Here is a 19,239-nt window from a genome sequence, read left to right as displayed (position 1 = left end):
TATGGGGGGATATTGCAGGCCACAAGCGAAGTGCTTGACCCATATCCCGAATTCGCGTGTTGCGCCAAAGCTGGCCAGCCTTTAGGTCTTGACGGCATTGGCGCCGGCAACCACGCGACCGGCGTGGAGGAATTCTTCGCTCGCATGCGACGTTCGACAACCACAATAGCGGTGCTGGCCTGGCTCTCGGTCGCCGGTGGTGCGAGCGCCGAGACGCTGCTGGTCGGCGTCGCGGCTCCTTTGTCGGGGCCGTCGGCGATCCTCGGCAAACAGATCGAGGCCGGCGCGACAATGGCGGCTGAAGCTGACGGTACCGAGATCAGGACGATCGATGACGCCTGCACGGCCGACGGTGGCGCCGCCGCCGCGCGGGAATTCACCGCGGCCAAGGTCAACGTCGTCGTCGGGTTTTTGTGCACCGACGCAATCGAGGCGGCTCTGCCGATCCTCAAGGATGCCGGCATACCGGTGATCACAGTCGGCGTTCGCACGGAAAGCCTGACCGACCGGCGCGCCAAGACCGGATGGCCGATCTATCGTCTCGGGCCGCGCGGCGACGACGAGCGCAATGCCGTCGCTGCCATCCTCACCCGCCTATGGCAGACCGAGCTGTTCGCCATAGTCGACGACGGCACGATCTATGGCCGCGAAATGGCCGAGACGTTTCGGGCAGCCGCCGAGCAAGCGGCGCTGAAGCCGGTTTTCGTCGACACGTTCCGGCCGCAGCTCGATAACCAGATTGGCCTGATCGGCCGACTTAGGAAAGCCGGCGCAACGCATGTCTTTGCCGGCGGCGACGGCGATGATGTCGCCATTATGGGCCGGGATGCTGGCCAGCTAAATACCGGCATGGTGTTTGCCGGCGGCGAAGCGTTGCGCGCGCCGCTCGGCGACATGCCTTATGCCGTCGGCACGCTGATGATCGCGCCGCCCGAATGGGCCGATGTCGCCGACCCCAAGGTGCTGCAGAGCTTTGCCGGACAAAACATCGTGCCGGAAGGTTACACGCTGCCCGCCTATGCCGCGGTCGAGATCGCCAAGTCGGCTTCAGCATTGACGCAAAGCTCCGGCGAGAGGCTGGCCAACGTGCTGACCGCGCATGACTTCACCACGGCGATCGGACCGATCCGCTTTGACGAAAAAGGTGACCTGACGCAAAATTCTTATCGAGCCTTCCGTTTCGACGGCGGCCGTTTCGTGCCGGCGGAGAGCCAATGATGTCCAGCACAGGGATGTTCCATACGGGTCCGCGCAATCTCATCACCGACGTCGCCGGCCTGCGTGTCGGCAATGCGGCGAATGCCAAGCTGAAATCCGGTGTGACCACCGTCATCTGCGACGAACCGGCCGTGGCCGGCGTGCAAATCCTGGGCGGTGCGCCGGGCACCCGCGAAACCGACCTGCTCGAGCCGCACAATTCGATCCACGCCATCCATGCCCTGGTGCTTTCGGGCGGGTCTGCTTTTGGCCTCGACGCCGCGTCGGGGGTGCAGGCGGCACTGCGTGAAAGGGGCATCGGCGTCGAGGTCGGCGGCTTTCGCGTGCCGATCGTGCCGGCGGCGATCCTGTTCGACCTGCGCAATGGCGGCGACAAGGATTGGGGCCGGTATCCGCCTTACCGTGACCTTGGCTACGAAGCCGCGCAAGCCGCTGCGATAGACTTTGCGCTCGGCACTGCCGGCGCAGGTAGCGGGGCTTTGAGTTCCGGCCTGAAGGGCGGGCTCGGCTCGGCCTCGACAGTGCTGGACAGCGGCGTCACCATCGGCGCGCTCGCCGCCGTCAACCCGACCGGCTCGGTGACGGTCGCAGGGACCCGCCATTTCTGGGCGGCGCCGTTCGAGATCGGCGACGAGTTCGGCGGGTTAGGCTATCCCCACCCGATGCCTGACGATGCCAGAAAGGTCCTGCTGAAGTTCCGTGACAAGCATGCGGCAGAACAGGCGGAAACCGGCGCCAACACGACCATCGCCGTGATCGCCACCGATGCGGTACTCACGAAGGCCGCCGCCAAACGTCTGGCGATATCGGCGCATGACGGCTTTGTCCGTGCCATTTGGCCGACACACACGCCCGCAGACGGCGATCTGGTCTTCGCGCTGGCAACGGGCAAGAGCGGCATTGAGCTCACACCCAACGATGCCGTCGATCTCTACGCCGCGGCCGGCGCCACGATGGCACGCGCCATCAGCCGCGGCGTCTTTGCCGCGACGCCGGCCGAGGGCGATCTGTTCCCGGTCTGGTCGTCGCGCTGAACGCGCAACGCTCATTCGGGTGAGCCGTAGTCAGACTGGATTATGATCAGGTGGGTTCGGATTTTTCTTCCTCGAACGTGACCGCAACATCCGAGTTTGCCGACAGCCGCACCTTCTGGCCCTCGACCTCGGCGACAAGGCTGAGAGGAATGAAGTGGTGATGGCCCCTGTGAGCGCCCTCGCCGCTGTCGCGCTTGGTCAGCTTTATGCGATCTCCGTCAACCTTGTCGACGGTACCGACATGGACGCCGTCGGCGCCGATCACTTCCATACGTTCGCGAATCTTGGCTGCATCAATCATTGGGGGTCTCCCTTAGAGCGCCGCGCGTCCCTTTGAACGCGCAAAGGACGCTCTAAACATTTTTGAATCAATGCATCGCGCCTTCCGAAAATCGATCCTGATTTTCGGAAGGCACGATGCGGTGAAGTTGCCGACAATAACAAACGACGGCCGGATTGGATGCATCGACTTTGTGTTTCAGTCAGCACGATCTTTTGACGGCATCGTAATAGGAATTTGAGGGCGTCGACCGTCGGAATGGAAAGCCCCATGCGAAATCTTGCCCTGTTTGCAGTCTGCCTGCTTGCCCCGCTTGCAACTTTGGCCGCCGCCTTCGCAGGCGATGTCGCCGAGCTTGAGATCCTCGGCTTCAGCAGTGATGGCGGGGTCTTTGCCTTCGAGGAATACGGCGTCCAGGACGGATCGGGATTTCCCTATGCGACACGCTATTATATCGACACGGCCGACGACAGTTTCCTGAAGGGCTCGCCGATACGTGTCCGGCTCGACGACGAGAATGCCACGGTGGCCGCAGCGCGGCTGCAGGCCCGGCAAAGGGGCGAAGCGATCGTCAGTCAGGCGGAACTCACGGCAAATCGCGGCATCACCGCCGGCTTCAACCCGGTGACCGAGCTTTCTGCCGATCCCTTCCGCATGGTGGTCAATCCGCGCCCGATCTTCTCGCCGGTCGACGATCCGCTCGAGTTCCGGCTCGACCAGATCGGCATGAATGACACCGAACGCTGCCAGAGCCAGGGCGAGATCAATGGCTTTCGCCTGCTGCGCATCGAGGCGAAGGATGGCGGCCAGACGAGGATCATTCACGAGGACAAATCGATCCCGCAAAGCAGAGGCTGTCCGAATGGCTACCAGATCGGCGCGGTTCAGACATTTTCGCTGGATAGCCTCAGCGCTTATGCCGTGCTGATCGCGGTGCGCCAATACGGCTTCGAAGGGCCGGACTATCGCTGGATCGCGGTAACCGGTCGCCTGTGACGTTCCCCGCCATGCGCTATCGCGCTCTGCGCCGTCTCCGCCGTGCTCTGCCGTCGCTGCGCACCGCATTTGCCGGTGCCTTGCTGTGGGCGGCAGCGATGGGCGCCAGCGCGCTGCTCAATCTGCTGCAGTACGATTGGGAGACCCCGGCAAAGGTCCGCTTCGTCTCGCTGCTTTATGCTGCCGGCGGCGCGCTGGCCTTCCCGGTTGGGCTGTTTCTGGCGCGGCTCGTCTCGCTCGGACGCCACTGGGAAATCGCCCTCGCCGCCGCCTTCGTCTGCCTTCTCGCCGCGACAATTACCTTCACCGGCGGCCTCTTTGGGCTGCAATACCGCTCCTACTATGTCCAATGGCATGCACCCGCGCTCACCATCACCTGGGTTTTCCAGTTCGTGTTCACGATGTTGACGGCGCTTTACCAGTTCGTCGTCCTCGGCATCCGGCTGTATTTTCCGCTCGGTTTCGTTGCACTCGCTGTCGCCAGTGTCTGGTTTGCGCGCCAGCAACGTTGAGCATTTTGCCTGCCTCTGTTAGGACGCGGGCAAATGCTCTCACAAGTCAGGACCGACTGATGATCCCTCGCTACTCCCGGCCGGAAATGGTGGCCATCTGGTCACCCGAAACCCGGTTCCGTATCTGGTTCGAGATCGAGGCCTACGCCTGCGACGCATTGGCCGAGCTCGGCGTCATCCCGAAGGAGGCCGCCAAGACCATCTGGGAGAAAGGCGGAGCGGCGAAGTTCGACGTCGACGCCATCGACGAGATCGAGCGCGTCACCAAGCATGACGTCATCGCCTTTCTCACCCATCTTGCTGAATTCGTCGGGCCGGATGCCCGCTTCATCCACCAGGGCATGACATCCTCCGACGTTCTCGACACCTGTTTTGCCGTGCAGCTCACCCGCGCCAGCGACATCCTGCTGGCCGGCATTGACGGGCTGCTTGCGGCGCTCAAGCGCCGCGCCTTCGAGCACAAGGACACCATCACCATCGGCCGCAGCCACGGCATCCATGCCGAGCCGACCACCTTCGGCGTCAAGCTGGCGCAGGCCTATGCCGAATTCTCGCGTTGCCGCGAGCGGCTGGTGCACGCACGCGAGGACATCGCCACCTGCGCCATCTCGGGTGCGGTCGGCACCTTCGCCAATATCGACCCCTACGTCGAAGAATACGTGGCCAAGAAACTCGGACTGAAGCCCGAGCCGGTGTCGACGCAGGTGATTCCGCGCGACCGCCATGCGATGTTCTTCGCCACGCTCGGCGTCATCGCCTCGTCGATCGAGCGGCTGGCGATCGAGGTGCGCCATCTGCAGCGCACCGAGGTACTCGAAGCAGAAGAGTACTTTTCACCCGGCCAGAAGGGCTCGTCGGCGATGCCGCACAAGCGCAACCCGGTGCTGACCGAGAACCTCACCGGCCTTGCCCGCATGGTGCGCTCCTTCGCATTGCCGGCAATGGAGAATGTGGCGCTCTGGCACGAACGCGACATCTCGCATTCCTCGGTCGAGCGCATGATCGGGCCCGACGCGACGGTGACGCTCGATTTCGCGCTCTCACGCCTGACCAGCGTTGTCGACAAACTGCTCGTCTACCCCGACAACATGCTGAAGAACATGAACAAATTCCGTGGCCTTGTGCATTCGCAGCGCGTGCTGCTGGCGCTGACGCAAGCCGGTGTTTCGCGCGAGGACGCCTACCGGCTGGTGCAGCGCAACGCCATGAAGGTGTGGGAGCAAGGCGCTGATTTTCTTGAGGAACTTTTGGCCGACAAGGACGTTGTCGCAGCCTTGCCCGAGGCCGAGATCCGCGAGAAATTCGACTTGGGCTATCATACCAAGCACGTCGATACGATCTTTAGCCGAGTGTTTGGAGAAGCCTGATGATTTCGTCGGCCGGAGATTTCGATTTCCTCGCCCTGCCCGGGCGCGGCAATTCCGGGCCGGATCATTGGATGTCGCATTGGTGCCGGGTGTTCCCCAATTCGAGCCGCGTGCTGCAGGCCGAGTGGGACCGGCCAAAGCCTGAAGACTGGATCGGCCAGGTGGATGCCGCGGTGGCCGCCGCACCGCGCCGCGTCGTGCTGCTTGCGCATTCGCTGGCGGTGGCGACGGCGGTGAAGTGGGCTGCCGGCGCCAGTCAAAGCCAACTCGACAAGGTCGCGGCGGCATTCCTGGTTGCCGCGACCAATGTCGAGGATACCGATCCCTCATTCGACGCGGTGCGCCCGTTCGCGCCGATGCCGCTGAAGCGCCTGCCCTTCCCGACATTGGTGGTGGCGAGCCGCAGCGACCCACGCGTCACCTTCGACAAGGCGACCGCTTTTGCCGCAGCCTGGGGCGCGGATATCGCCGATGCCGGCGATCTCGGCCATATGGGAAACGAGGCGCGCCTGGGCGTATGGCCAGCGGGCCTGCTCATGCTTGGCCGCTTGCTCGAAAAAGCGAACCTCTAACCTACGCCTTACCGGGAACCGTCCTTATTACCGTGCCCCACGGATCCTCGCGGGTGGTCTCGCTTGCGGCATTGTCCGAGCGCATCTCGACCCAGGCCAAGCCGGAGCGGGCGGGATCGCGGCGACCGGCGCCCGCGCTCTGCCACGCATTTGCGCCAATGTGGTGATGATAGCCGCCGGACGACAGGAACACCGCCGCGCCACCGTACTTTGCCACTGTGTCGAAACCGAACTCCTGATGCCACCATGCTTCGGCTTCTTCCGGCCTGCCGACCCGCAAATGGACGTGGCCGATAATGCTGTTTTCCGGCGCGCCCTGCCAGCCGGTGTCGCCGGCCGGCACCTCGGCAACAACCGACGGAATGTTCAGCCGCTCCGTCGCCATCGCTATCTTGTCACCGTTCCATTTCCAGTCCTGCGGACGGCGGTCGGCATAGATCTCGATGCCGTTGCCTTCCGGATCGGTTAGGTAAAGAGCCTCGCTGACCAGATGATCGGATGCGCCCTCGATGCCGATCTTGCCGGCGATGGCGTGATTGATCCAGCGGCCGAGATCGGCCCGGCTGGGTAGCAGGAAGGCGGTGTGGAAAAGACCGGCGCTGCGCGGGTCATCGGGTTTCGCGGCCGGATCCGCTTCGATGTCGAGCAAAGGGCGATGGACTGCGCCGAGCGTAATCGTGCCGCCGGCGCGGCTCAGTTCCTGCAAACCGACGACTTTGCGATAGTAGGCAGCGAGATTGTCTGCATCGCGCGCCCGCAAGCCGACGCGGGCAACGCTGACCGGGGTCGTCGCGGCAAAAGGCAGTTCGCTCATCAAAGTGCTCCGTTCAGGCGGCGCTCGACAAGCTTCCAACACAGCAATCCGGCGCCATCAATCATTCTACGCCATGTCCGTGCCAAAATCTCGGAACAGCCATTCTTCTTTCCTGGCGACAGATCGTTGATCGCGATCGTTCACACAAGAGCGCAAGAAGCGAACAGGGTGTTCACAATAGCGAGCAGAACCGGGCTCATGAGCGGCCGTTTGCGTGTCGCTGTTTAGTTCATATCCGGTTGCACCCGACAGCGCCTCTCGCTACATGCGCGCCATGAAAGTCAGGGAAGCAGATATTCTCATCGTGCCGGGCTACACCAATTCCGGCCCTGATCATTGGCAGAGCCGCTGGCAGTCGAAACTATCGACAGCGCGCCGCGTCGAACAGGCGGAATGGTCGAAGCCGGTGCGCGAGGATTGGACGGCCGGTGTCGCCAAGGCGGTTAACGAGGCCGAGCGGCCGGTCGTCATCGTCGCCCATTCGCTTGGCGTCGCGGCGGTCATTCAAGCATTGCCTCGGTTCGAGAGGCCGGTCGCCGGCGCTTTCTTCGTGGCGCCGCCCGATGTCGCCAATCCAGAGATAAAGCCGAGGCACCTGATGACCTTCGGCCCCTATCCGCGCGACCCGCTGCCGTTTCCGTCGGTGGTGATCGCCAGCCGCAACGACCCGTTCTGCGCCTTCGGCGTCGCCGAGGACATTGCCGCGGCGTGGGGCTCGCTGTTCATCGACGCCGGGGATGCCGGTCATCTCAACACGGATTCCGGCTTCGGCCCCTGGCCTGAAGGCTCGATGACGTTCGCGAAATTCCTCACGGATCTCTAGAGCGGTTCATCGTTTCACGGAAACGGCGAACCGCTCTATCTCTTTGTTTTGACGCAATTCCGGACGGAAAACCGTTTCACACTTTTCCTGGAATTGCTCTAGGAAGCGATCGAATCCCTGACGCTGCTCAGCAGGGTCTTTGCCCCAAGCGAAATCAGCGAATGCTCGGAACCCAACGCCAGCAGCCGGTAGCCCATCGACACCACGCGACCGGCAACGGCCGGTTCCATCACATAGATCGCCGCATGCTTGCCGGCCTTGCGGGTGCGCTCGGCGATCGAGGCGACGGTCTCCATCATGCTCTCCAGCGTCGAACTGACGGTGGTGCCCTTCGACCAGGCGATCGAGAAATCCGACGGGCCAAGGAATATCCCGTCGATGCCCGGCGTGTCGAGGATGCCGTCGAGTGAATCAAGCGCGGCGCGCGTTTCGACCATGGCGAACGCCATGGTGCGCTGGTTGCTGTCGCGCAGCCAGTCGGCATAGTCGCCCTTGCCATGGCGCGGAAAAGCATAGGTCGGCCCCCAGGAGCGCTCGCCGAGCGGCGGGTATTTCATGGCGGCGGCAAACAGCTTTGCGTCCGCCACTGAATTCACCATCGGCGCGATCACAGCTTCGGCGCCGAAGTCGAGCGCGCGGCTGGCCATGTCGAAGCGGCCGACCGGGATGCGCACCAAAGCCGGCTTGTTGGCGGCCAGCACCGGCACAAGCCCGCGCAGCACGCTGTCCTCGTGATGGCCCCCATGCTGCATGTCGAGCGTAACCGCGTCGAACCCTTGCCTGGCCAGTATCTCGACCGTCAAGGCATCCGGCACGCCGGACCATGCGGTGAACAGCGTCTCGTCGACCGCAAGGCGTGACTTCAGGGACATTGGCGATTTCCTCTTTGCTTGCAGCAATTCAGCCGGAAATGACCGCAAAGGCAAAGAAAAACCGCGCGGTTAGGCCGGGCGGTCGATTGGTCCAGCATTCGATCGGTACCGGCTGAAAAATCAGGTGTTCTTGATCTGCTCGATCGCCTGCGCCATCAATTCATCCATGGTGCGGCGGATCTGATGGTCCGACTGGTCGATGCCCGCCGCATCGAAATCCTTGCGTATCTTGCGGAAAACGTCGTGATCGCCGGCTTCCTCGATGTCGCTGACGACCACTTCCCTGGCATAAGCGTCGGCATCGGTGCCGGATTTGCCGAGCTTTTCGGCAGCCCACAGGCCGAGCGCTCTGTTGCGGCGTGCCGCAGCCTTGAACCGAAGTTCCTCGTCGAATGCGAATTTGCGCTCAAAGCCCTCTTCGCGGTCTTTCATGCTGCTCATGGCATCCCTCCGTGAAATCCGATTCGTTGTGCCAATATGTGTTGCCGGAGCACAAACCAAAAGGGCGCAGGCCGGTCAATATGCTACATTGCTTGCTGCGCTGCGGCATTTCGGTGCCCGAAAGCGGTTGATTGAAAGGATTTGCCGATTGAGCAAACAGTGCGATTGGGATAGACACCGGCATTGAACCCCACCGTCGCCGTCTTATTTTAGGCAGACGGACAGGAACTGGTCGCTTGCCGCCTGCCCGCAAATCCAGAGAAAAATCAGATGAAAAATCGCCGCCGCATTTATGAAGGCAAGGCCAAGATCCTTTATGAGGGACCGGAGCCTGGCACGCTGATCCAGTTCTTCAAGGACGACGCTACCGCTTTCAACAAGAAGAAGCATGAAATCGTCGATGGCAAAGGCGTGCTCAACAACCGCATTTCCGAGCACATCTTCAACCATCTCAACCGGATGGGCATTCCGACCCACTTCATCCGCCGGCTCAACATGCGCGAGCAGTTGATCAAGGAAGTCGAGATCATCCCGCTCGAAGTGGTGGTGCGCAACGTCGCCGCCGGCTCGCTGGCCAAGCGCCTGGGCATCGAGGAAGGCACCGTGCTGCCGCGCTCGATCATCGAATTCTATTACAAGGCCGATGCGCTCGACGATCCGATGGTCTCGGAAGAGCACATCACCGCCTTCGGCTGGGCGAGCCCACAGGAGATCGACGATGTCATGGCACTGGCCATTCGCGTCAACGACTTCCTTTCCGGCCTGTTCATGGGCGTCGGCATCCAGCTCGTCGATTTCAAAATCGAATGCGGCCGCCTATTCGAAGGCGATATGATGCGCATCGTCGTTGCCGATGAGATCTCGCCGGATTCCTGCCGGCTGTGGGACGTGGCGACACAGGATAAGCTCGACAAGGATCGTTTCCGCCGTGACATGGGTGGGCTGGTCGAAGCCTATCAGGAAGTTGCCCGCCGCCTCGGCATCATGAACGAGAACGAGCCGCCGCGCCCGGCCGGACCGGTGCTCGTCGCATCGACCGACGGCGTCAAAGGCAAGCCACATTGATGGCTTGCCAGCTCAACAGGTGAACAGGAGCATGTCCAGCGTGATCAAGGCCCGCATTACCGTAACCCTCAAGAACGGCGTGCTCGACCCACAAGGCAAGGCAATCGAGCATGCGCTGTCCGGAATGGGTTTCGGCGGCGTCGGCCAGGTGCGGCAAGGCAAGGTTTTTGATATCGAGCTTGCCGAGGGCGATAAGGCCAAGGCCGAGGCGGATCTGAAAGCCATGTGCGACAAGCTTCTGGCGAATACGGTGATTGAGAATTATAGTGTGGCCATTACCTGAGGTTGTCCCGGAGGGTAGATGACCGAGATCGATGGAAGCCTGATTTTTGAAGTCCTCAAATCCATTCAGTCGCGGCTGGACAGGATGGATTTGACACTTGGCGAAGTAAAGTCCGAGTTGGGTTCGATCCGTGGTCATCTCATCGCCACCGAGGGCGATGTGAAGAACATTTACGGTGTGCTGGCGCGGCAGGACGATCGCCTTGGGCATAGCGAACGCCGCTTAGAGCGCGCCTAAAACGAGAGCCAGTTTGTACAGCCCGTGAATTCCTGCGGCCAAAAAGAGGCCCGCCACTACCACTGCCGATAACTTCCATCGTCGAGCCTGGGTTGGCCGCCTCACACCGCCGTATTTAGCATGAATGTCCAGTATTTCGGCATGCAGCCCCGAGTCAGTTGGCAAATCGTTATGGTTTCGACGGAGAGCTATCGCTCGAAAGCACAGAATATCCATCATAATAAGCATCCAAGACCCAAAACCAAGCCAGATGCTCATCACGTAAATGCGAATAAAATTAGTATTGTGACTCTGTAGGCATGCGTCAGCTATGCTCAATCGCCGCCCGAAAAATCTGCGGCCTGTTGAACTTAGCCAAAACCCGTCGTCGTTCATCGCCATTGCCAGCAAGATGAGAATGAACGCAGATGTCCCAAGCAGAAGCTTGAGATATCCGGCCCTGTTCGCAGCGTCTCGAACACAAACCACGGCAAGGCACGCCATGAGGCCCAGAAGCACCAGGCAGATCGTCAATGCATAGGAAATCTGCGCCATGATCAGATTGGCAAAAGACGAGGAGCACCGCCCGAGATCGACTTTCAGAGAAAGCGCTTTCGAAAACGCCGTCGCAAAGGTTGCGTCAGCTTGAGAAAAGAACGCATAGATAAATGCGGAAACAAGCAGGACAATCGCACCGGAGACCCCGGCGGCCCAGTGTCGGTCTTCGAATTTCAGTTCCCAGCCGCTCTTCAAATGCGTTCGCCCGGTTTGCCGTCGTTAAATAGCCCAAAAGCCTTAACTGCCGCTTGACCCGTGAATACGCCGCCGATACGCCAAACTTGGATATGCCTCTTGATTCAATTGGACACGCCATGAAATCAGCCGTCGTCCTGCTCCCCGGCCTCAATCGCGACCGCGACATGATCGCGGCGCTGACCAAGATTTCCGGCACGCTGCCGGTCACCGTCTGGCAGACCGACACCGAAATTCCCGATGTCGACCTGATCGCCATTCCCGGCGGCTTTTCCTTCGGCGATTATCTGCGCTGCGGCGCGATTGCCGCGCGCATGCCAGTAATGCGGGCGGTGGCCGAAAAGGCGGCCATGGGCGTCATGGTCATCGGCGTCTGCAACGGCTTCCAGATCCTGGTCGAGGCCGGCCTGCTGCCGGGCGCATTGATGCGCAATACCTCGCTGAAATTCGTCTGCCGTCAGGTGAAGCTGCAGATCGCCAACGCCAACACGATGTTTACCCGCCGCTATCAGCCGGGCCAGATCATCCGCGCGCCGGTGGCGCACCATGACGGCAATTATTTTGCCGATGCCGAAACGCTGGCCCGCCTCGAAGGCGAAGGCCAGGTGGTGTTCCGCTATGCCGTAGGCACCAATCCCAACGGCTCGATCAACGACATTGCCGGTATCGTCAACGGCCGCGGCAATGTGCTCGGCCTGATGCCGCATCCCGAGAACCTGATCGAAGCGGCGCATGGCGGCAGCGACGGCCGGGCGCTGTTCGAAAGCGCGCTGGGCATCGCCGCTTGATGCCTTCAATTTTCCTCCTGGAGCGACGGTCATGAAACTCTATTCGCGGCCGTTGTCGCCCTATTCGTCGATCGTGCGGGCGTTGGCCTACATCAAGAACGTGCCGCTCAAGCTCATTGCACCGCCGCCGGGGTTTCCCATCCCCGAGGCATTTCGTGCCATCTCGCCGCTCAACAGGATTCCGGTGCTGATCACCGGTTCCGGCGAAACGATCGTCGAATCGGTAGTCATTGCCGAATATCTGGAGGAGCGTTTCCCCGAGCCGGCGCTGCTGCCCAAGGATACGAAAGACCGGGCGTTGGTGCGCATGTTCGCCCGCATTACCGACCTCGACGTGCTCGCCCCGACCATGAAGCTGTTCGAGCTCCATTTCGTGCCGCAGCGCAACGAGGCGGAGATCAAGGCACAGTTCGCCCGATTGCATCACGGGCTTGCGGCAATCGAGGCCCGCATGGCGCATGGCCCGTTCGCGCTCGGCGACGACATCTCCTTTGCCGATGCGTGGTTGACGCCGACCCGGTTCGTCTTCAACAATTTCAGGACAACGATCGGCCGCCCCGATTTGCTTGACGCCTATCCGAAATTCGATGCCTACGAGCAAATCGCCTTGCAGCATCCGGCGCTGTCGCGCGTCTGGGGTGAGATGACAGACGGTCTGAAGATCTTTCTGTCCGAACTCGAGATGGGCGCCGCTTGAACATGACACCGACGACCACGCGCCTCGCCGTCGCTACTGCCGCCGGGCTTGTACTCGCCTCATGCCAGTCAGGCCCGAAGAGCACGCCGGCGCCGGCGGGCAAGAGCGCGTCACTGCTTGCCATGGAACAGGTGGCAATCGCTGCCCACAAATGCTGGATCGCCAGCAAGGACCCTGCCTTCAAATCTTACCAGATGGCCAACGAACTGAATTCGTTTAGCGGCACGCCGCGTTTCCTGCTGGTGCCGGCCAAACATTATGGTGGAAAGCCGTTGCTGGTCGTGCAAGCGCAAGGCAATTCGAGCCGCGTCGACGTGTTCGGCCCATTGATGGCGGAACCGCTCGGCGCGCGCATCGGCTCGGACATTGCCCGCTGGCAGGCGGGCAATCCGGCCTGCGGCGCTGCTGCCTAGCCCAATGGGTCGCGTGCTGCAGATATCAGGTCTGGTCATAGGTCTGGCCGCGCTCGTCCTGCAAACCTGCATCACCATTCCGGCATCGATGGAAGCCGGTCGCAGCCTGCTCGGCTCGCTCGTCCGCTATTTCAGCTTCTTCACCATCCTGACCAATATCGGCGCGGTGCTCGTCCATGCGTCGCTGCTGTCGTCCAGCGGTCATGCCTGGTTCCCGGCCTTTGCCGCGCCGCGAGTGCGAGCGGGCATCGCCGTCGCCATAACCCTGGTCCTCATCGTCTATGCCACGGTTCTGGCGCAGCTTTGGCACCCGCAAGGCTTGTTCCTGCTCTGCGACGTGCTCCTGCACTATGTGACGCCGGTGCTGTTCGTGCTGTGGTGGCTTGTTGCCGGCGCCGACGGCTCGACGCGGTGGCGCGACATCTCCTGGTGGATGATCTATCCGATCGCCTATCTGGCCTACGCGCTGCTGCGGGCGCCGATTGCCGGTGAAGTGCCCTACCCGTTCCTCGATCTCGCCAAGAACGGCGCGACCAGCGTCGCCGTCTCGGCTCTGGCCATCACCGGGCTCTTTCTGATGCTATGCATTGTGGCGGTGCTTGTGGACCACGGTGTCACGCGGATCAGGGCGGCGGGCGTCCGCTAAAGCGCTCGAACGCATCAGTCCCAGAACGGCCTCAGACCTTCACGATGGGCATCGCAGCGCGAAATGCCGATGTCCTTGAGCTGGGCGTCGGTCATCTCGAGCAGGACCAGCCGGCTGCGCCGGCGATCCATTAACCCGTCAATCCACCTCGCGAAGGATCTGAGCGTACGCACCAGCCGACTGACATAGGTTGGCCTGCCCGGCGGGCGCGCCACCTGCACCTGCAATTCAACTGCGGCGTAGCGGATTGTCTCTATTGTACCCATTTTCTTTCTGCCAAGATTGCAATTGTGCCCTTTTGTATTGCCCGTTTCATATGTATTGACTCTCACTTCGGTGCAATGTAGAAAATTGTCACCATGACAACTTGGCTTCCAGACCTTACCGGCGGCACTGGCCCGCTCTATCAGCGGCTTGCCGCTTCCATCGAGACGGACATCGACCGCGGCTTGATCGGTGCAGGGGCAAAGCTGCCGCCGCAGCGCGATCTGGCATACGACATCGGCACGACCGTCGGCACGGTCGGCAGGGCCTATCAATTGCTGCGCGAGCGGGGACTGGTCAGCGGCGAGGTCGGCCGCGGAACCTATGTTCTCGCTCAACGGTCGGAGAGCGCAAAGGCGGATTTCCTGGGGCCGGTCGAACAAGGCACGCGCTATATGGATGCGCCCGGCGACAAGCTGCGCTTCGATAGCACCGCCGCACCGGATGTCGGCCAGGGTGCCATCGTCGCCGACGTGTTGACACGCACGGCGCAAGACCATCCGCATGAGATTTCAAGCTATACTCGTGATTTCCCGGACCGCTGGTTCGAAGCGGGCAGGCGCTGGCTGTCGCGCAATTCCTATCGCCCGGCGGCGGATGCAATCGTTCCCACGCTCGGCACCCACGCCGCGGTGATGGCAACCATTGCGGGGCTCACCGCCCCCGGCGACTATGTCGTCTTCGAGCACCTCACCTATTCGCAGATCTCGCGCAGTGCCGGCCTGATCGGTCGCCGGACCGCACTGGTGGCGACTGACGACGAGGGCATCGATCCCCAGGATTTCGAGCGCGTCTGCGCACAAAAGCACCCGAAGATGATGTTTTTGATGCCGACGGCCAAGAACCCGACGCTGACAACGCTGTCGGCATCGCGCCGCGAGGCAATCGCGCATGTCGCCCGTCAATATAACGTCGTCCTGATCGAGGACGATCTCTATGGCGGACTGACCGATGACCCAACGCCTTTAATGGCCGAATATGCTCCCGAACGGACCATCGTTGCCGGCGGCCTGTCGAAATCGGTTGCGGCGGGTGTTCGCGGCGGCTGGCTCGCTTGCCCGCCGGCCTATCGTCACCGCATCCGGGTTGCCCACAAGATGATGACGGGCGGCCTGCCCTTTCTGCCGGCGGAGGTGGGCAGCCGGCTGGTGCTGTCCGGTCAGGCCGCTGAGGTGCGCAAGCGCAGCATTGCCGAGATCGGTGCGCGCATCGCGATCGTGCGCGAGACACTCGACGGCTTCGAGTTCAAGGCGCTGGATAATGTGCCGTTCGTCTGGCTCACTTTGCCCGACCCGTGGCTTTCCGGCACTTTCAAACAGGCCTGCCTCGAACATGGCGTGCTCATCGACGACGAGGATGAGTTCAAGGCAGGGCGTTCCGAACAGGCCTTTCACGGCGTGCGGTTTGGCATCTCGCAGCCGCGACAGCGGGACGATATCGCGCACGGCGTCGCGGTGATCCGGCGGCTTCTGGACGAGGGCCGCGCCGGCTACGACAGCTTTTCCTGAACCGGCTTGAAACCGGCGGGTCAAGTGGCGATCTTTCGCTACTTACCGTCAGCTGTTGCTTTCCATCGTTTTAGTCATCTAACGGGGTGTATCGGCTGCAAAGCTTGCGATAAGACGGGACTCGATCCCAAGGACACAATTGCCGATCATGACCATTTCCAATTCCGTGCCGATCACTCCTGAACTCATTGCCGCGCACGGGCTGAAGCCCGACGAGTACCAGCGCATCCTCGACCTCGTCGGGCGCGAACCGAGCTTTACCGAACTTGGTATTTTTTCGGCGATGTGGAACGAGCATTGTTCCTACAAATCCTCGAAGAAGTGGCTGCGCACGCTGCCGACCACCGGGCCGCAAGTCATCCAGGGCCCGGGCGAGAATGCCGGCGTGGTCGACATCGGCGACGGCGACTGCGTCGTCTTCAAGATGGAGAGCCATAACCACCCCTCCTATATCGAGCCCTATCAGGGAGCTGCGACCGGCGTCGGCGGCATCCTGCGCGATGTCTTCACCATGGGCGCGCGGCCGATCGCGGCGATGAACGCGCTGCGCTTCGGCGCGCCGGACCACCCCAAAACCAGGCACCTCGTTGCCGGTGTCGTTTCCGGCGTCGGCGGCTATGGCAATTCCTTCGGCGTGCCGACAGTCGGCGGCGAGGTCAATTTCGACGCCCGCTACAATGGCAACATCCTGGTCAATGCCTTTGCGGCGGGGCTTGCCAAGACTGATGCGATCTTCCTGTCGGAAGCCAAGGGTGTTGGCCTGCCGGTGGTCTATCTCGGCGCCAAGACCGGGCGCGACGGTGTCGGCGGCGCCACCATGGCCTCGGCCGAGTTCGACGACAAGATCGACGAGAAGCGGCCCACCGTGCAGGTTGGCGATCCGTTCACCGAAAAATGCCTGCTCGAAGCCTGCCTCGAACTGATGGCGTCCGGCGCCGTTATCGCCATCCAGGACATGGGTGCCGCCGGCCTCACCTGCTCGGCGGTCGAGATGGGCGCCAAGGGCGACCTCGGCATCGAGCTCGATCTCGACAAGGTGCCGGTGCGTGAAGAGCGCATGAGCGCCTATGAGATGATGCTTTCGGAGAGCCAGGAGCGCATGCTGATGGTGCTGCGCCCCGAAAAGGAAAAACAGGCCGAGGCGATCTTCCACAAATGGGGCCTCGACTTTGCCATCGTCGGCAAGACTACCGACGATCTGCGCTTTCGCGTGCTGCACCAGGGCGACGAGGTCGCCAACCTGCCGATCAAGGATCTCGGCGATCAAGCGCCGGAATATGACCGTCCCTGGGTCGAGCCGAAGAAGCCGGCGCCGCTGGCCGGCGATGCACCGCAAGCCGATGTGGCCGACGCACTGCTCAAGCTGCTGAGCGGACCGGACCTTTCCTCGCGCCGCTGGGTCTGGGAGCAGTACGACACGCTGATCCAGGGTAATTCCCTGCAGCTTCCCGGCGGCGACGCCGGTGTCGTGCGCGTCGATGGCCACCCGACCAAGGCGCTCGCCTTCTCCTCCGACGTGACGCCGCGCTATTGCGAGGCCGACCCTTACGAGGGCGGCAAGCAGGCGGTTGCCGAATGCTGGCGCAATCTTACCGCCACCGGCGCTCTGCCGCTCGCGGCCACCGACAACCTCAATTTCGGCAATCCGGAACGGCCGGAGATCATGGGCCAGCTGGTTGGTGCTGTGAAAGGCATCGGCGATGCCTGCCGGGCGCTTGGCTTTCCGATCGTCTCCGGCAACGTCTCCCTCTATAATGAGACCAACGGACAGGGCATCCTGCCGACACCGACCATCGGCGGCGTCGGTCTGATTGCCGACTGGTCGAAAATGGTGCGCATCGGCTTTGCCGCCGAAGGCCAGATGATCGTGCTGGTCGGCGCGCCGACGATATGGGGCTCGCATCTTGGCCAGTCGGTCTATATGCGCGACATCTTTGGCCGCGCCGACGGCCCGCCGCCGCCGGTCGATCTCGGCCACGAGAAGCGGGTCGGCGACCATGTGCGGGCACTGATCGCCTCCGGTGTCGTTACCGCGGCGCATGACGTTTCCGATGGCGGCATCGCGGTGGCGCTGGCCGAGATGGCGATGGCCTCCGGCATCGGCGCGACCATCCCCGGCCTGATCGGTACGGATCCAATCCCCGTCTGGTTCGGCGAGGACCAGGGCCGTTATCTGCTGACGCTGTCGATCGACCCGCAGAGCGAGCAATGGGACGCCATTCGCGAACAACAAAACAACCTCGGCGTTTTTGCGCCGTGGATCGGCTCGACCGGCGGCAGCGACCTGAAGCTGGGCGAGGCGCGTGCGATACCGGTCAGCGAATTGACCGCCGCCCACGAATCCTGGTTCCCCCGCTTCATGGCAAATGAGGTCGTGGACCCGTGAAGTGATCGAGTGGGCCCCTTTCCCTGTGGTTCATCCGCCATTTCGACCATATCTATGAGATCACGACCTGAACAAGGAATCCTCATATGGCAATGGACGCCCACGACATCGAACGGCTGATCAAGGAAGGCATTCCCGACGCCAAGGTGACGATTCGCGACCTGGCCGGCGACGGCGACCATTATGCGGCTGAGGTTGTGGCCGAAAGCTTTCGCGGGAAAAGCCGGGTCCAGCAGCACCAGATGGTCTATGACGCGCTGAAGGGCAATATGGGCGGCGTGTTGCACGCGCTTGCCCTGCAGACCAGCGTGCCGGACTGAGCTCTCTTGCAGTTACCGGCTCGCAAGCTTCTTACCGGTCACGGCGATGATCGGCCCGACCGGATAGCTTCCACCCACAATCATCCGCTCGCCGTTCGACAGCGCCGAAACGACCCCGTCGAAGAAAAGCGCGTTGGGACAATTGAGCGCATCTCGAAACAGTCGCGCGAAGCTGCCGAGGCTGACCTCAGAGCGCGAGATCGCCAGCACGACAGTGTTTTCGTCACGCACGCCGATGCCATTGCGGATATAGCGCGATGTGCCGTTTTGCTCGAAGCGGGGATGAAGCCGGCCGTCGATCACCAGCATCGGGCCGGATTGCGTGGCAAACATCACGTCCAGTCTGGTCGCAGCATAGGCGCTTGTCTCCATGACCGCCGCCTTGCCGTCCTTCCGGACCAGGAAGACGCCATTCGGTTTCAGGAAGAAATTCCCTTCGCTGTCGGCGACGTTGATCGGCGCCTTCTCCCGGCCGTCTTCGACGAGAAGGCCGACCGGAGTCAGGTCTTGGTGATACATGCCGGCGTTCATGGCGAGCAGCACCGGCCGGCCATGATCCGCCATCGCCTTGTCGAATTTGTCCAGTGAACCGAAAGCCTTGCCGTCAAGGCCTGCGTGGAACACACCGATGTCATAGTGGCGCAGATCGATTTCGCAGACGACATAGGCGACCGCCTCGAAGCTCGCGTCGCGGCACGGCGCCGGTAATTCACCGCCGACGACGAGAGATGGCTGTCTCGGCGACCTGGCCCACCAGATCAAGGACAGTGCGGCGAACAGAACGGCGAGGAGGAACCCGGCGAGATATCGTCTTCTCATCGCGCCTCGGGAAAGATGGTGGCCAACGCTCTTGGCCCAAGATCAGACGTTCCTTTGCGCCATTTGCATGGCAAGGCGGCAAACATCTTGTTTCGCGCAACCCATGGGTTTATTTGAAGGGTAATGTTCGAGCCTGACTCCCACAGGCATGA

At 62.0% G+C, this 19,239-nt stretch carries 24 protein-coding genes; 17 read left to right on the top strand and 7 right to left on the bottom strand.

The genetic code is table 11. The features are described 5' to 3' along the window. Window positions 1–144: 144 nt before the first annotated feature. Together NKH93_RS12135 and NKH93_RS12130 are read left to right on the top strand one after the other, a co-directional pair. A complete protein-coding gene (locus NKH93_RS12135) occupies window positions 145–1,218 on the top strand; it encodes a branched-chain amino acid ABC transporter substrate-binding protein (protein WP_352819672.1) in 1,074 nt (357 codons plus the stop codon). 14 nt (window positions 1,219–1,232) lie between these two features. Next, on the top strand, window positions 1,233–2,252 hold the full coding sequence (locus tag NKH93_RS12130; RefSeq protein WP_352819764.1) for a P1 family peptidase: 1,020 nt from the start codon (window positions 1,233–1,235) through the stop codon (window positions 2,250–2,252). A gap of 46 nt (window positions 2,253–2,298) precedes the next feature. On the opposite strand, the gene NKH93_RS12125 is transcribed toward NKH93_RS12130, so the two are convergent. Further along, window positions 2,299–2,553 (bottom strand): DUF2171 domain-containing protein, encoded by a 255-nt coding sequence (locus NKH93_RS12125; RefSeq protein ID WP_352474015.1) that lies wholly within the window; start codon window positions 2,551–2,553, stop codon window positions 2,299–2,301. Between the two features lie 249 nt (window positions 2,554–2,802). On the opposite strand from NKH93_RS12125, the gene NKH93_RS12120 reads away from it, so the two are divergent. Genes NKH93_RS12120 through NKH93_RS12105 form a run of 4 tightly spaced genes read left to right on the top strand, consistent with a single transcriptional unit; the run spans window position 2,803 to window position 5,979 of the window. Further along, complete coding sequence (locus tag NKH93_RS12120) at window positions 2,803–3,528, top strand: DUF2259 domain-containing protein (protein ID WP_352501595.1); 726 nt, start codon at window positions 2,803–2,805, stop codon at window positions 3,526–3,528. Between the two features lie 11 nt (window positions 3,529–3,539). After that, on the top strand, window positions 3,540–4,040 hold the full coding sequence (locus tag NKH93_RS12115) for a hypothetical protein (RefSeq protein WP_352614092.1): 501 nt from the start codon (window positions 3,540–3,542) through the stop codon (window positions 4,038–4,040). A gap of 59 nt (window positions 4,041–4,099) precedes the next feature. Then, a complete protein-coding gene (purB, locus tag NKH93_RS12110) occupies window positions 4,100–5,407 on the top strand; it encodes an adenylosuccinate lyase (protein WP_352819670.1) in 1,308 nt (435 codons plus the stop codon). Then, window positions 5,407–5,979, top strand: coding sequence for an alpha/beta hydrolase (locus NKH93_RS12105; RefSeq protein WP_352637835.1), 573 nt, complete (start codon window positions 5,407–5,409; stop codon window positions 5,977–5,979). The genes purB and NKH93_RS12105 overlap by 1 nt, the downstream gene beginning before the upstream one ends. Before the next feature lies 1 nt (window position 5,980). Here the strand turns inward: NKH93_RS12105 and NKH93_RS12100 are convergent, their stop codons facing one another. Next, the gene (locus tag NKH93_RS12100; RefSeq protein WP_352766797.1) at window positions 5,981–6,793 is read right to left on the bottom strand and encodes a VOC family protein; all 813 of its coding nucleotides are present in this window, start codon (window positions 6,791–6,793) and stop codon (window positions 5,981–5,983) included. A 274-nt stretch (window positions 6,794–7,067) separates the two neighbouring features. On the opposite strand from NKH93_RS12100, the gene NKH93_RS12095 reads away from it, so the two are divergent. Beyond that, window positions 7,068–7,616: an RBBP9/YdeN family alpha/beta hydrolase gene (locus tag NKH93_RS12095; RefSeq protein WP_352766961.1), complete on the top strand. Its 549-nt coding sequence runs from the start codon at window positions 7,068–7,070 to the stop codon at window positions 7,614–7,616. 98 nt (window positions 7,617–7,714) lie between these two features. Here the strand turns inward: NKH93_RS12095 and NKH93_RS12090 are convergent, their stop codons facing one another. Then, window positions 7,715–8,488, bottom strand: a complete 774-nt coding sequence (locus NKH93_RS12090; protein WP_352819666.1) for an HpcH/HpaI aldolase family protein — start codon at window positions 8,486–8,488, stop codon at window positions 7,715–7,717. A gap of 120 nt (window positions 8,489–8,608) precedes the next feature. Beyond that, window positions 8,609–8,929 (bottom strand): DUF1476 domain-containing protein, encoded by a 321-nt coding sequence (locus NKH93_RS12085; RefSeq protein WP_254817651.1) that lies wholly within the window; start codon window positions 8,927–8,929, stop codon window positions 8,609–8,611. 270 nt (window positions 8,930–9,199) lie between these two features. On the opposite strand from NKH93_RS12085, the gene purC reads away from it, so the two are divergent. The 3 genes from purC to NKH93_RS12070 are packed head-to-tail and all read left to right on the top strand — an operon-like array spanning window position 9,200 to window position 10,514. Then, window positions 9,200–9,994, top strand: coding sequence for a phosphoribosylaminoimidazolesuccinocarboxamide synthase (gene purC, locus NKH93_RS12080; RefSeq protein ID WP_023674725.1), 795 nt, complete (start codon window positions 9,200–9,202; stop codon window positions 9,992–9,994). A gap of 40 nt (window positions 9,995–10,034) precedes the next feature. Then, entirely contained in the window at window positions 10,035–10,277 is a 243-nt protein-coding gene (purS, locus tag NKH93_RS12075) for a phosphoribosylformylglycinamidine synthase subunit PurS (protein ID WP_352766801.1), read from the top strand. Window positions 10,278–10,295: 18 nt separating this feature from the next. After that, window positions 10,296–10,514 carry a hypothetical protein gene (locus NKH93_RS12070; protein WP_352766803.1) on the top strand — a complete coding sequence of 73 codons (219 nt, stop codon included), beginning with the start codon at window positions 10,296–10,298 and terminating at the stop codon, window positions 10,512–10,514. On the opposite strand, the gene NKH93_RS12065 is transcribed toward NKH93_RS12070, so the two are convergent. Then, window positions 10,500–11,246 (bottom strand): hypothetical protein, encoded by a 747-nt coding sequence (locus tag NKH93_RS12065; RefSeq protein WP_352766805.1) that lies wholly within the window; start codon window positions 11,244–11,246, stop codon window positions 10,500–10,502. The genes NKH93_RS12070 and NKH93_RS12065 overlap by 15 nt on opposite strands. Window positions 11,247–11,365: 119 nt before the next feature. Here NKH93_RS12065 and purQ point away from each other — a divergent pair, with 119 nt between their 5' ends. From purQ to NKH93_RS12045, 4 genes are read left to right on the top strand one after another with little or no spacing between them, the layout of a single operon-like run. Beyond that, the gene (gene purQ / locus NKH93_RS12060; RefSeq protein WP_352970461.1) at window positions 11,366–12,034 is read left to right on the top strand and encodes a phosphoribosylformylglycinamidine synthase subunit PurQ; all 669 of its coding nucleotides are present in this window, start codon (window positions 11,366–11,368) and stop codon (window positions 12,032–12,034) included. 31 nt (window positions 12,035–12,065) lie between these two features. Next, the gene (locus tag NKH93_RS12055; RefSeq protein ID WP_352970459.1) at window positions 12,066–12,731 is read left to right on the top strand and encodes a glutathione S-transferase family protein; all 666 of its coding nucleotides are present in this window, start codon (window positions 12,066–12,068) and stop codon (window positions 12,729–12,731) included. A gap of 2 nt (window positions 12,732–12,733) precedes the next feature. Continuing rightward, window positions 12,734–13,144 (top strand): hypothetical protein, encoded by a 411-nt coding sequence (locus NKH93_RS12050; protein WP_352449400.1) that lies wholly within the window; start codon window positions 12,734–12,736, stop codon window positions 13,142–13,144. 4 nt (window positions 13,145–13,148) lie between these two features. After that, window positions 13,149–13,790 carry a Pr6Pr family membrane protein gene (locus tag NKH93_RS12045; RefSeq protein ID WP_352970456.1) on the top strand — a complete coding sequence of 214 codons (642 nt, stop codon included), beginning with the start codon at window positions 13,149–13,151 and terminating at the stop codon, window positions 13,788–13,790. Between the two features lie 14 nt (window positions 13,791–13,804). On the opposite strand, the gene NKH93_RS12040 is transcribed toward NKH93_RS12045, so the two are convergent. Beyond that, complete coding sequence (locus NKH93_RS12040) at window positions 13,805–14,056, bottom strand: DUF1127 domain-containing protein (RefSeq protein ID WP_352637823.1); 252 nt, start codon at window positions 14,054–14,056, stop codon at window positions 13,805–13,807. Between the two features lie 93 nt (window positions 14,057–14,149). Here NKH93_RS12040 and NKH93_RS12035 point away from each other — a divergent pair, with 93 nt between their 5' ends. From NKH93_RS12035 to NKH93_RS12025, 3 genes are all read left to right on the top strand, one after another. Beyond that, complete coding sequence (locus NKH93_RS12035; RefSeq protein ID WP_352970454.1) at window positions 14,150–15,562, top strand: aminotransferase-like domain-containing protein; 1,413 nt, start codon at window positions 14,150–14,152, stop codon at window positions 15,560–15,562. Window positions 15,563–15,710: 148 nt separating this feature from the next. Next, complete coding sequence (gene purL / locus NKH93_RS12030; RefSeq protein WP_352970452.1) at window positions 15,711–17,948, top strand: phosphoribosylformylglycinamidine synthase subunit PurL; 2,238 nt, start codon at window positions 15,711–15,713, stop codon at window positions 17,946–17,948. Between the two features lie 86 nt (window positions 17,949–18,034). Then, complete coding sequence (locus tag NKH93_RS12025) at window positions 18,035–18,268, top strand: BolA/IbaG family iron-sulfur metabolism protein (RefSeq protein WP_023674714.1); 234 nt, start codon at window positions 18,035–18,037, stop codon at window positions 18,266–18,268. Between the two features lie 12 nt (window positions 18,269–18,280). Here NKH93_RS12025 and NKH93_RS12020 read toward each other — a convergent pair whose 3' ends face one another. Beyond that, complete coding sequence (locus NKH93_RS12020) at window positions 18,281–19,087, bottom strand: phosphodiester glycosidase family protein (protein WP_352874205.1); 807 nt, start codon at window positions 19,085–19,087, stop codon at window positions 18,281–18,283. Window positions 19,088–19,239 lie beyond the last annotated feature (152 nt).

The sequence above is a fragment of the Mesorhizobium sp. M0954 genome, from assembly GCF_040319155.1.
GTDB lineage: Bacteria > Pseudomonadota > Alphaproteobacteria > Rhizobiales > Rhizobiaceae > Mesorhizobium.
This window is presented reverse-complemented; position numbering and strand designations above follow the sequence as displayed.